The following is a 12,451-nucleotide window of genomic DNA, read 5'->3' on the forward strand; positions in this document are numbered from 1 at the left end:
GAGCAAGCTATAAAAGCGATGGTTAATCCAAATATGCAAGAACCATCTTTAATTCCTCAAGTTTAGACCTGAATCCTTACCTAAATTTTATAAAATATTATTTATTAATTCGGTGCATTTAGTTTAGAATAAATAACTATAAGTTTTTATTTAGCTAAAAAATATCGAAATTAAATAATAATTTTTAATTATTTGATGAACCCAACATTAATCTACAAGAAAGTTTTGTTCTAAGGTAAATTTATATTCTATGTAATTATACTAGACATGTCTAGCCCTTGTCGAATAGACTAAATAAATTTGAGCCAAGTGATATTAATATTTAGTGTTAACTGTCTTTTTAGGGCACTTGTGATTTTTGCTTTGCGCTGTATCTTTATGTTTCTAAACCAACTACAGAATTAAATAAATAAGGTATGGATTTGCAATTTTTTGAAAAATCGCAATTTAACTTTAACAATGGGGAAATATAAAAGTAACATTTCCTCTCCTAACCATAGGCGAACAAAAAGGTAAGGATTGCCTTCGTGTTCCAATTATAGATTGTCTATGCAACTTAGTTATCTACCGCTTGCTTGGCTCAGTAACCTTGAGCAGTCTATTGTCAAAAAACAGTTGATTGTAAAGCCAGACACACCTTTGCCGCAAATCCTGGCATTGATAAAAAGAGCGATCGCCCCCACGCGATTGAGTTGCACAGCCTTTTTCAGGATAGTTCTGCAAGTGGAAGGCAACTCATGTCAGGCATAACTCCATTTTCTATTTCTAAGCAACCACCACTAATTCTAGTAGCTGATGATGACAAGACCATCCGAGTATTGTTGCGTAAAGCTATGGAACAAGAAGGTTATCGAGTGGTCGAGGCCAATGATGGTAAGCAATGTTTAGATGCTTACGAGATTATCAAACCGGATATAGTTTTGCTAGATGCTGTAATGCCTGTGATGGATGGTTTTACCTGCTGTAAGCACTTGCTCCAAATTGCCAGGAATAATTTAATCTCAGCCCTTGCAACTTTTGATACTGACTCTGGACTTAATAATACTGTGATATCCAAGATATGGGAGCGCACTCCCATATTGATGATCACATGCTTAGATGATGAAGAATCCGTAGACCGTGCTTTTGAAGCAGGGGCGACTGATTATGTCACTAAGCCAATCCACTGGCCTGTATTGCGGCAGCGATTGCGTCGCCTGCTACAGCAAGCGCAAGTATACAAACAGTTAGAGGCGGCAAACGAAGCCTTGCACCACCTCGCCAATGTAGATGGCTTAACTGAGTTGGCAAATCGTCGCCGTTTTGACGATTATCTCAATACTCAGTGGATTAATCTGGCACAAGAGGAATCTCCCCTGTCAATGATTTTGTGTGATATCGACTATTTTAAATTTTATAACGATAAATATGGTCATCCTGCTGGAGATCTCTGTTTACAAAAGGTGGGTGCTTTATTAAGCCTCAAGGCGCAAAAACATCAGGATTTAGTAGCGCGTTATGGTGGTGAAGAATTTGCTGTGATTATGCCATACACCCCTGCATCTGGCGCAGTTCACGTTGCCGCAGCGATACAAGCGGGAATCAAAGATTTGCGAATTGTTCATGATGGGTCTGCGGTGAGTCAGTATATCACGCTAAGTATGGGCGTGGCTACTGTTGTGCCCACTTGGGAATCCTCACCTTCAGATTTGATTGTGCAGGCAGATAAAGCACTCTACCAAGCAAAGACCGAGGGGCGCGATCGCTTTATCTCAAGTTTTTAATTGTCATTAGTCATTAGTCATTTGTGAATGACCAGAAATAAAAAGGACAGAGCAAGTAAATTTATTTATGGAAAATAAAAAAATGTATTTCGAGACACGTAGTGCAAGAAATACTACGTCAGTTGACTCAGAGCAAATAAATTTATGGGCTTGGTAAATTTTTAACTTTTGACTTTTGACTTTTGATTTTTGACTTCCCCAAAGGGGCTGACCAATCTTTAAGAAGGATAAACTGGGAGTGTGAAGTGGAACCATGCTCCGTTATTGGGGGCAGAGTCTACCCAAATTTGACCATAATGTGCCAGGATGATGCGTTGGCATAAACAAAGACCAATCCCGTAACCTTCTGTACCTTCATCCCGTTGCAGGCGGAAGTGATTTTCAAAGATGCGATCGCGATTCTCTATAGGAATACCAGGCCCGGTATCGCCGATACTAAACTGAACTTTTTGGGTAGTGCGATGCAATCCGGCAATGCTAATCTTGCCACCTTCTGGGGTATATTTGATGGCATTATCCAACAGATTCACTAGCACTTGGCGGATGCGTTCTGGGTCAGCATATACATAAGGCAAGTCATTAGGAATATCTGTTTCTACCTCTTGGGATTTGGCGGTGTAGCGATCGCACAATTCTTCTAGTACATCTAAGCACAGTTTCCCTAGCTGTATCTTTTGTGGTAGAATTGGGAACTCTGTGTCTTTGCCCCGACCTACCTCTAAAAGGTCAGCAATCATCCGGTCAATGACCTTAGTTTGATTGCGGGCTTGTTTTAATAAATGCGCCGTCATGGATGGCTTGAGACGCTGGAATTGCCCCGTCTCTAAATTGTAATTAGATTGGAGAGTTTCGATGGCGATCGCGGCAGCAGTTAGCGGATTGCGGAGATCATGCGCCAGCATAGCAATCACCCTGTCTTTAAACTGTAGCTGCTCTTGGAGGTTATCTTTTTCCTGTTTCAAGCGAAAAATTTCGTCTGAGAGTCGAATTAGTTCCGCAGAAACAGCAACTGAACGAATAGTAGATTTGGGTGATGTCACCCTACCATTGTCGTCTATACGTTCTTGTAAGTCTTCCTGTACTTTTAAGTAGGTATCTACAGCAGCTTGCCAGCGAGGCCACCAATTTTTTAATTGCGCTATGATATTACTCCCAGCAAGAACCTGTCGTGGTTCGGGATGGATTTTAATTAAAGCTGGCGTTGCGATCAATTTAAAGTGTTCTGCTAAGTAAGGTTGTTGTCCAACATCGATAGTTTCAACTTCAAAATTATACTCAGCCTGCAATTCTTTTAAGTAAGCACGGATTCGCTGCACTTGTTGTCGGGACTTTGGGCGTCCATCGACAAACAGTAGCAGCTGGAGTGGAGCCTCAGAATAAATAGGCTGATCCTGGGAAACTTGCATGTAATCGTGTTTCAGCACTGGTAACAACCCGGCGACGCTTTACAGAAAGTAAAATAGACTGACGGTTGTCAATGGTCGTTGTTTTTTCTTCAATTTAATATCTATTTTAGATTCTTAATACTCCTATCACTTCCGCGTTTTTGACATCAGACATATCTTTTTCAGCCTTTTACCCGGTTTTGGTTAACTTTATCTCCAAGAAACATCCTTGTCCTTGAATATTAAGTCTTAATTTGCCCTGAAGCAAAAATTTTCGCCAGAGCTAACAGGTGAAAAGTTTAACACTGTGTCAATATCGAGTACTTGCTTTGAACAAGTAATCACTTAAGCAAACGCAGATGCTAATTGTATCTAATCTATCAGGAAGTTGTTAACTGTCCAGACCAAATTTGTAGGGAGCTTTCTCAAGCGTCAGTGCATACGATGAAGTGTCTTTTTTGCCTCTACCCAATCCTAGTAATGATTGGGAAAACAGTCACAGCTAAGTATGTACTGTCTCTATAACTTGCGAAGCGTACCTTCTGTCCAGCCTTCCTACAAGAACCCCTACCCTATACCAGAAGAACAGGGGATGGATTGCCAAAGAGAAAACTTTGGATAACATAGAGGCGATGCCTACTACGGTAAACTACGCACTTTTAGAGAAAGCACTCACTGCTTTCGAGGCTGCCAAGAAACTCTTGACTATAGCACAAGTAGCACTTTCTCCAGAAAATCAATCTAGAGATACTAGAGAAACTGCTGCGACACTTGACTGCTTTGCCTATTATCACTCTGGCCCCCAAGAACCACAGACTTACGCTAAGTTCCTGAAATTGCTTAATAGTGGCATTTTTCACCTATTGCCTTATTCAGCTTACCATCGTCAGATAAATAATTTCCAGAATCGATTGTCAGCCGACGTTAGCGAACTTTATCTATTCCCCTCCTTGAGTGAGGCTAAAGGGGCCTTTAGTCCTAGTCTATCACTTCAGTTGCTTGGTGTAAGCTTTGCCCGCCGTAGGCATCGCATTACAACTAGTGCATCTGGAAGAAGATTAAAGTTTGTGCTAGCTACACTGTTCTTTGGTGAGTTAATAATCAGTTATCGGGTATGTCAACTGAATATTTCCAGAACTCTTTAAATCGCAGAGAAGTTAAAAGGTAAAGTTGGCTTGACACAGTATTAGTTTTCCTGAACCAGCAAAACTGATTTCACAGGACGCTTTATAGGATTTCCTTCCAAATCAACCTTCCCGTAAAAAGTTTTGCCATTGTAATAAAGCGAAGACGAACTCCCCCCATCCAGATTCATCGCTTGATCAGCACCAAGACTTTTCATAAAATCAGCTAATGCTGGCAAAGACACCCCATTAGCGGGAGCCGAGGGTTTTTGAGCCACCATCACTAAAACAACGCTGCCATCAGGAGTAATACCCACACCAGTTCTGGCGTTGGGTTGGTTGCTGCCAAGTGCATCTCGTTTACTGGTATTATCTACAAAGCCCTCTTTTGCTAACGTGAGTTCTGGTAATAGGGTTGGGCCTGCGCCTATAGCATCGACTAACTGACAACCTGCTGGCGGTGACTGACTGTGTAGAGCAATCGAATAGCGGTTAGTTTGCCCACATAAGTAGCGGCGGAATTCTGCGCGATTGAATATTTGACTTAGGTAAGGTTTTAAGTTGGGATTATTCACTAATCGCTCGTTTTCCTTGGGGTTAGCAATCAACTTCCCTTGTATGACAACATAGGATGTAGATTTTTGGTTAACTGGGTCAAAAAAGCCTGCGTTCAAAATGGCTATGGCTCGATGCTTCTGGGCAAATTCCTCTACAGTGGCTACCTTTTGTGATAGTGCAGGAGTTACCAAAAATTTGCTATTAGCTGGAATCAACAGAATGTGAGCGATGCTTTGGGGTATAGTGCGCTCGAAGTAACGGATAGTTTTTGGTGGTAAAGATGCAACAGTTGGTATTGACGGTGTTAAGAAACGCAAATTAAACCACAACACCATTGCCAAACTAATTAATATCAAAGCCAGTAGTTTGATTTTCCTCACATTTAAATCCACTTGTGGTTAGCTAAAAAAAGTTTATTTAATAGTACTTTGACAATATCTGTAAAATATTAGCAGAAAAATATCTTCACAGTTTTACGTTTTGGTTACTACCTAATGAAGTGAAAAAAATCGAAGTTTTTAAAACTGAATTAAACATAGAATTAATTCGTGCTGACTCTCTGGCATTTTTGTGACTGGAAGAGCGCTAATTTTTTGATACTTTAACCACCAAAATCTATTAACCATCTCCTGCAACTGATTCCAGTTTTGGAGAGAGCAAATGTGTGTCTCTGGATGTTGAGGCAGGCAAGTACACTGTAAATTGAGTCCCCCTGCCTACCTGACTGTAGACATTGACAAAACCACCGTGATTTTTAATGATGCTCAACACCGTGGAAAGTCCTAAACCTGTACCTTTTCCTACCTCTTTGGTAGTAAAAAATGGTTCAAAAATCCTTTGCTGGACTTCTGACGACATTCCCATACCAGTATCCGTTACCACGATCGCAATATAGGAACCCACTTTAGCATCAATATTTATCTGGGCAGAATGTTCACCAATCACCAGATTTTCCGCCGCAATCCTCAATGTACCGCCATTGGGCATAGCATCGCGGGCGTTGACTACTAAATTTATCAGCACCTGATGTAGTTGAGTTGCGTCTCCACGGAGATACCACAGATTTTTAGGGATATCTATCTGGCAAATGATAGATTTGGGGAATATTTGAGTGATAATTTGCTCAATTTCTGCCATCAAAGGCTGAATTTGGACAATTGTCTGTTTACCTTCGATGCCCCGTGCAAAAGATAATACTTGCTTGAGCAAATTAGCGCCGCGTTTAACATTATTTTCTAAAGTTTGCAGTATTTGCTGACTCTGCGAATCGGGCAATTTCTTCTGCAACAGTTGAACTGACATTAAAATTGGCGATAGTATATTGTTCAGGTCATGGACGATACCGCCAGCTAGAGTACCAATACTCTCCAAACGTTGCGATCGCAGAAGTTGAGCTTCCAATTGTTTCTGCTGCGTAATTTCGGTATTTACACTCAAAATAGATTTGGGTTGTCCATTATCATCCCGGATCAGTGTCCACCGACTTTCAACGATAATTACCTTGCCTTCCCTTGTCAGTTGCTGCAACTCACCCCGCCACTCACCCGTATTCATCACCCTCAAGTAAGCATCTTCTAGCTGTGGTGAAATATCTTTATACAAAAGTTGCAAAACATTCTTACCGACAACTTCCTCACTCTTCCAGCCGTACAGACGTTCAGCACCTTGATTCCAAAACAAAATTTGCTTGTGGATATTTCGCACCAGAATCGCATCACTTGATACATCCAACAGCAACCCTTGTTCACGGATTTTCTGTTCTGCCTGTTTTTGCTGGGTTATATCTCGCATCAGTGCCAAATGGATAAACGTACCATCAGATTCGTTACGCAGTGGTACAGCATGAGTTTCCATGTAGCGGCGAGTACCTTTAAATCCGACGATTTCAAACTCCAAAGTCCCCTTATTACCTTGGCAGACATTTTTATGCAAGTCGGCAAAGGCTGCTCTATACTCTGGTACAATTACGGCATCAATTGGTTTACCAATCAATACATCGGCACTTTCCACTTCCATCATTGCCACCCCTTCTGCATTAATTTCTAAAAGGGTGCCATCCCTGGCAATTAATTTGATGCATTCTGGTTCTGCATCTATCATGGCTCGTAAACGATTTTCGCTTTGGCGTAAAGCCAGTTCCGTCTGCTGAAGTTGCCTGATATAACGCCACAACAAGTCATACAGCAGCACCACTAGCACTAAATCCACAACAGCAGCGATAAAAAATGTAACTATTGCCTTTTGGGAACTTGCTTGTGACTGCTGCATTCCCTGGTGTAATAAATTTTGTTCCAGCTCTAAAGAGTCGTGAATAAGCTGTTGGATTTCTTTGCTGCTTTGCTTGTTTTTGTCAGATAAGATTCGCTGCCGAACTGCTTCAAACCCTTGGTTTTGTCTGAAGGAAATCTCTTGTTGCAAGATGTTGAGCCTGTTGCTAATTTTCGGCTCCAGCAAAGAAATCCACTGCCGCTTTTGATGGCTCTGGGCAGTTAACTTGCTAATAATTTGAATATTGCTATTAGTTTTTTGATAAGCCGCAAGATAGGTTTTTAAATCATCTGCATCTGCTGTAATTAGGTAATTACGTTGTGCAGTTTCAGTATCTTTGAGTGTAGATTGGAGAATTTCAAGTTCAGTAACCACTTGATATGAGGATATCACCCATTCCTGATTATAAATTAGCTTAACAGTATTGCTATATGAGACAACAGCATTAGTAAATACAACTGCCAATGCTAGGATGAATATTGCTTTTAGCTTTTGGACTCGATACCATTTTTTGATCATGCGATCGCCCTTTTTGCCGCAGATGCCCTCCATTAGTTAAAATTGAAGATTAAAAACAAATACTGAGAATAATTTAATAATTGTGACAGCACGGCTAACAAAATACAATCTCTTCAAGTTGTAAATATCTGGATTTTTTGGGATGATTATTTATACATAGTAGTTCCAAATAAATCCGCCAATTTTTAATATAAATTCATGTTTAGCAGTAGTATAGCCAATGCAGTTGGGATCAGATAAGTTGCCTATCCATAATGTTTGTAGAGACGTTGTAATGCAATGTCTCTATGTTTGGAATTTTAATTAACCTCACATTATCCCCAAATCCAAAACAAAGAAGCTTACCGCTATTAAGATAACTATATCCACAAGAATTTTGACAAACATATTTAGTGACATCCAGGGTTACTAAATTGAAAACAGCCAGTACCGCAAAGCAAAAGTCAAAAGTCAAAGGTATTTATTGTATTCCAAGCTCTTGCGTCATTTGAAATGATATGTTTATTTCCGCGCCTCATGTACTAAGTAGTTCTAGAATAAGCTTGACATGATTCCAGTAATATGTTAATAATTGTAGTTTGTGGAAACTTTACTTCTTAATTTAAGCTCTTGGCTAACGTCATTGTCATAGGTGCCCAATGGGGCGATGAAGGAAAAGGTAAAATAACTGACTTACTCAGCCGTTCCGCAGATGTTGTGGTTCGTTACCAAGGGGGTGTCAATGCTGGACACACGATTGTAGTTAAAGGTCAGACCTTTAAGCTACACTTGATTCCCTCTGGTATTTTATATCCAAATACAGATTGCATTATCGGCTGTGGAACAGTCATTGATCCACAGATTTTGATTGCAGAACTCGACCAATTAAAAGAACTAAATATTTCCACTGACCACCTGCTGATATCTGAGACAGCCCACGTAACAATGCCTTATCATCGCTTGATTGACCAGGCATCGGAAGAACGACGGGGAAGCCATAAGATCGGCACAACAGGTCGGGGCATTGGGCCGACTTATGCTGACAAATCTGAACGTACAGGCATTCGGGTTTTAGACTTGATGAACCCCGATGAGCTACGTAAGCAGTTGGAGTGGACGATTAATTATAAAAACGTCATTTTAGAAAAGCTTTACAACTTGCCGCCTCTAGATCCACAAGAGGTGATTGAACAGTATTTGGGATATGCAGAACGCTTGCGTCCTTACGTTATTGATACATCGTTAAAAATATACGATGCGATTGGGCGACGGCGGAATATTTTGTTTGAAGGCGCACAAGGTACGCTCCTTGACTTAGATCATGGGACTTATCCTTATGTCACCTCCTCTAATCCTGTGGCCGGGGGGGCTTGCGTTGGTACAGGGGTAGGGCCGACAATGATTGACCGGGTGATTGGAGTGTCGAAAGCCTATACGACACGGGTGGGAGAAGGGCCATTTCCTACAGAATTGGATGGAGAGTTGGGAGAATTGTTGTGCGATCGCGGTGCTGAATTTGGCACAACTACTGGACGCAAACGGCGTTGTGGCTGGTTTGATGCCGTCATCGGTCGCTATGCTGTGCGGATAAACGGCATGGATTGTATGGCGCTCACCAAACTGGATGTCCTCGATGAATTAGAGGAAATTCAAGTTTGTGTAGCTTATGACATTGATGGCCAACGTAGCGAACACTTCCCCACCAGTTCTCGTCAATTTGCTAGATGTCGCCCCATCTACAAAACCTTACCAGGATGGAAAGTGTCAACAACAGACTGCCGCACCCTGGAAGACTTGCCACCGCAAGCACTGGACTATCTAAAATTCCTCGCTGAATTAATGGAAGTCCCGATCGCGATCGTCTCACTAGGAGCAAGTCGCGATCAAACCATAATCGTAGAAGACCCCATCCACGGGCCCAAACGTGCTTTATTGCAGGCCGACGGTACACCTGCTACCCTGCTTAGTGCGTAAATTTAGTCATTAGTCATTAGTCATTGGTCATTAGTAAATGACAAATGACAAAGGACAAAGGACAAGTGACAACTGACAAAGGACAACTTCTATGGCTATTACAGTCGAATCTCAAAAACGTCCAGAAGGCAGCAAGCCAAGAGCTTTGCGCCGTGCTGGATTGATACCTGCCAATTTGTATGGTCATAAGGGTACAGAATCCATTTCTTTGACCATTGATGCCAAAACTGTTGAGCGTTTGCTCAAAAGAGCTTCCGTCAACAACACCTTGATTGAGTTGAATATTGCTGATGCACCTTGGCGTGGCAAAACCTTGCTGCGGGAACTTCAGATCCATCCAGCCAAAGGTACGCCTTATCACCTCAGCTTTTTCGCGGTTGCTGGCCACGGCGACACAACTGTAGAAGTACCACTGCGTTTTCTGGGAAATGCTGTTGGTGTTAAAGAAGAAGGAGGTTTTTTAGACACTGTTATCACTGAGTTGCAAGTGAGCTGTGCGCCGGAAAACATCCCCGAAATAATTGAAATTGATGTCTCTAACCTGAAAATCGGAGATAGCTTACGTATTCACGAGCTAGTCTTGCCTCAAGGTGTCACAGTTCTTGGTGATACGGAGCGAGTCGTAGTTAGCGTTTCGCAGCCGCAAATCAGTGCTGCTGCTGAGGATGAAGCTGAGTTAGAGGGTGGAACAGCCTCTGAAGCTACGTAAAGTGTGTAATAATTTTTGATGATAGCCAGGGGGAAACTCCTGGTTTTTTTGTATTTGAACCGCAGAGGCGCAGAGAGCGCAGAGGACAGAGATGACAGAAGCGACTCTTCCAGCTTTAATTCAGCAAATGTTGCAGCCTGGATTTTATCCCCATTCGGTAACAGAACCTATTCAACTAATTCAAACCCACATTTCTTATGTGCTGCTGACTGGGGATTACGTCTATAAGCTGAAAAAACCGATGAATTTTGGTTTTTTAGATTTTTCCACATTAGAGAAGCGGCAACATTTTTCTCAGGAAGAGTTGCGGTTGAATCAACGGGGAGCAGGTGAACTGTATTTAGAAGTTTTGCCCATAACTTTGGTAAGAGAGCAATACCAGTTAGGGGGAACTGACGAGGCTGTAGAATACGTGCTAAAGATGCACCAGTTTCCTCAAGAGTCGCTATTAAGTACACTATTTGAACAGGGTAAGTTAAATGAGACACACCTAGATGAGTTGGGACGGGTGGTGGCTCAATATCATGCCGAAGCACAGACGAATGATTATATTCGCAGTTTTGGTGAAGTACCAAAAGTTCGGGCTGCCTTTGATGAAAATTATCAGCAAACTGAAAAGTATATTGGTGGCCCCCAAACACAGACGCAGTTTACAGAAACAAAGCAATATACAGATAACTTTTTTGCCGAACGTGCAGAATTATTTGCTAGCAGAATTCACAACAACTATATTCGTGAATGTCACGGGGATTTACACCTAAGAAATATTGCCCTGTGGCACGATAAAATCTTGCTGTTCGATTGCATTGAGTTTAATGAGCCGTTTCGCTTTGTCGATGTGATGTACGATGTAGCATTTACGGTGATGGATTTAGAAGCGCGGCAGCGCAAAGACTTGGGTAATGCTTTTTTGAATTCATACATAGAGCAAACTGGAGATTGGGAAGGCTTACAGGTGCTACCTTTGTATTTAAGCCGTCAGGCTTATGTTCGAGCAAAGGTAACTTCATTTTTGCTAGACGATCCGAGTGTACCCGCGACGGTAAAGGAAGAAGCGACAAAAACTGCTGCTGAGTATTATAAACAGGCTTGGGAATACACTAAACCAAAGCTGGGAGAAGTAATTTTGATGTCGGGGTTGTCGGGTTCTGGTAAAAGTACCACAGCAAGGCATTTAGCCCGTCAACTAGGAGCGATTCACCTGCGTTCTGATGCAGTGCGGAAACATTTAGGGGGAATTCCTCTGTGGGAAAAAGGTGGCGATGATTTGTATACCCCTGAGATGACCGAAAAAACTTACACACGGCTCTTGGAATTGGGAATTATCCTAGCTCAACAAGGTTTTCCGGTGATTTTGGATGCCAAGTATGATCGGCAGCAGTTGCGGCAAGAAGCGATCGCTCAAGCTACAAAGCACCAACTTTCCCTTCAAATTATCCAATGCACAGCACCCCTTGAAGTTATAAAAGAGCGTCTGAACAAGCGCACTGGTGATATCGCTGATGCCACCGCCGATTTATTAGACTCACAAATCAAACAAGCTGAACCTTTCACTGAAGAAGAACAACCTTACGTAAAGATTTTGGATACCACTCTGCCACAGCAGGCACAATTAAAATAATTCGAGTAATCAGTTAATAGCCTTTTTTTACTCTATGGCAGACAAAAAGAACGACCTTTTCAGTATTTCTCCTAGCTTCTTTTCTCAGTTGTTATTTGGGGCATTTTTAATATTTATATTAATAATGACCGGCTCCGCACCTGCCCTGAGCATCTTCTTAGGTATAATGGGCGGTTTCATCCTCAGCTGGATCACAAATGTAACTGATAATAGCCCCCAGCCGCCAACTGTAGCCTCCTCTGATGGTGTCGATACAGGACTGAAATACTGGTTATTTTTCATGCTTGGCTTTGTATATTTGGGCTATCCAGCACCCATGAGTATCTTGCTAGGTGGAATAGGCGCTTTAGCTGGAGGCTGGATTACTGCTTGGTGGGGAAGTAAGGAAGAAACTAGAACTCAGCTGCAAGTTGAAGAATTAGAAGAGGGCCAAATTGAACCAACGAACGACAGGATCAACAAACGGCAAACAAGAAGAACTGCCCGCCGTTACCGTCGCGCCCCTGGAAGTAGTATCAATTTCAAGTTTTGGGAAAGGTAGGGAATTGGGG

Annotated in this window: 10 protein-coding genes; 7 read left to right on the top strand and 3 right to left on the bottom strand. The window is 42.0% G+C overall.

Features of this window, described 5'->3' with window-relative positions; genetic code table 11:
• The first annotated feature begins 549 nt into the window (after positions 1-549).
• On the top strand, positions 550-750 hold the full coding sequence (locus ACFE90_RS29255; RefSeq protein WP_375505881.1) for a hypothetical protein: 201 nt from the start codon (positions 550-552) through the stop codon (positions 748-750).
• Positions 738-1,763, top strand: a complete 1,026-nt coding sequence (locus tag ACFE90_RS29260; protein WP_375505882.1) for a diguanylate cyclase domain-containing protein — start codon at positions 738-740, stop codon at positions 1,761-1,763. Before ACFE90_RS29255 ends, ACFE90_RS29260 begins: the two co-directional genes overlap by 13 nt.
• Before the next feature lie 218 nt (positions 1,764-1,981).
• Here ACFE90_RS29260 and ACFE90_RS29265 read toward each other — a convergent pair whose 3' ends face one another.
• Entirely contained in the window at positions 1,982-3,187 is a 1,206-nt protein-coding gene (locus ACFE90_RS29265) for a histidine kinase (protein WP_375505883.1), read from the bottom strand.
• A 575-nt stretch (positions 3,188-3,762) separates the two neighbouring features.
• Between ACFE90_RS29265 and ACFE90_RS29270 the strand changes: the two genes are divergently transcribed.
• Positions 3,763-4,293 carry a hypothetical protein gene (locus ACFE90_RS29270; RefSeq protein ID WP_375505884.1) on the top strand — a complete coding sequence of 177 codons (531 nt, stop codon included), beginning with the start codon at positions 3,763-3,765 and terminating at the stop codon, positions 4,291-4,293.
• A 41-nt stretch (positions 4,294-4,334) separates the two neighbouring features.
• Here the strand turns inward: ACFE90_RS29270 and ACFE90_RS29275 are convergent, their stop codons facing one another.
• Together ACFE90_RS29275 and ACFE90_RS29280 are read right to left on the bottom strand one after the other, a co-directional pair.
• Positions 4,335-5,210: a phosphodiester glycosidase family protein gene (locus tag ACFE90_RS29275; protein WP_375505885.1), complete on the bottom strand. Its 876-nt coding sequence runs from the start codon at positions 5,208-5,210 to the stop codon at positions 4,335-4,337.
• 238 nt (positions 5,211-5,448) lie between these two features.
• Positions 5,449-7,650, bottom strand: coding sequence for a PAS domain S-box protein (locus ACFE90_RS29280; RefSeq protein ID WP_375505886.1), 2,202 nt, complete (start codon positions 7,648-7,650; stop codon positions 5,449-5,451).
• A 576-nt stretch (positions 7,651-8,226) separates the two neighbouring features.
• Between ACFE90_RS29280 and ACFE90_RS29285 the strand changes: the two genes are divergently transcribed.
• The 4 genes from ACFE90_RS29285 to ACFE90_RS29300 all read left to right on the top strand — a co-directional run bounded on the left by ACFE90_RS29285 (position 8,227) and on the right by ACFE90_RS29300 (position 12,441).
• The gene (locus tag ACFE90_RS29285; RefSeq protein ID WP_375505887.1) at positions 8,227-9,570 is read left to right on the top strand and encodes an adenylosuccinate synthase; all 1,344 of its coding nucleotides are present in this window, start codon (positions 8,227-8,229) and stop codon (positions 9,568-9,570) included.
• Between the two features lie 91 nt (positions 9,571-9,661).
• Positions 9,662-10,279, top strand: a complete 618-nt coding sequence (locus tag ACFE90_RS29290; protein ID WP_375505888.1) for a 50S ribosomal protein L25/general stress protein Ctc — start codon at positions 9,662-9,664, stop codon at positions 10,277-10,279.
• Positions 10,280-10,370: 91 nt separating this feature from the next.
• Positions 10,371-11,900: an AAA family ATPase gene (locus ACFE90_RS29295; RefSeq protein ID WP_375505889.1), complete on the top strand. Its 1,530-nt coding sequence runs from the start codon at positions 10,371-10,373 to the stop codon at positions 11,898-11,900.
• A 34-nt stretch (positions 11,901-11,934) separates the two neighbouring features.
• Positions 11,935-12,441 carry a hypothetical protein gene (locus ACFE90_RS29300; RefSeq protein ID WP_375505890.1) on the top strand — a complete coding sequence of 169 codons (507 nt, stop codon included), beginning with the start codon at positions 11,935-11,937 and terminating at the stop codon, positions 12,439-12,441.
• The last annotated feature ends 10 nt before the right edge of the window (positions 12,442-12,451 follow it).

This window comes from uncultured Nostoc sp., assembly GCF_964245445.1.
Taxonomy (GTDB): domain Bacteria; phylum Cyanobacteriota; class Cyanobacteriia; order Cyanobacteriales; family Nostocaceae; genus Nostoc.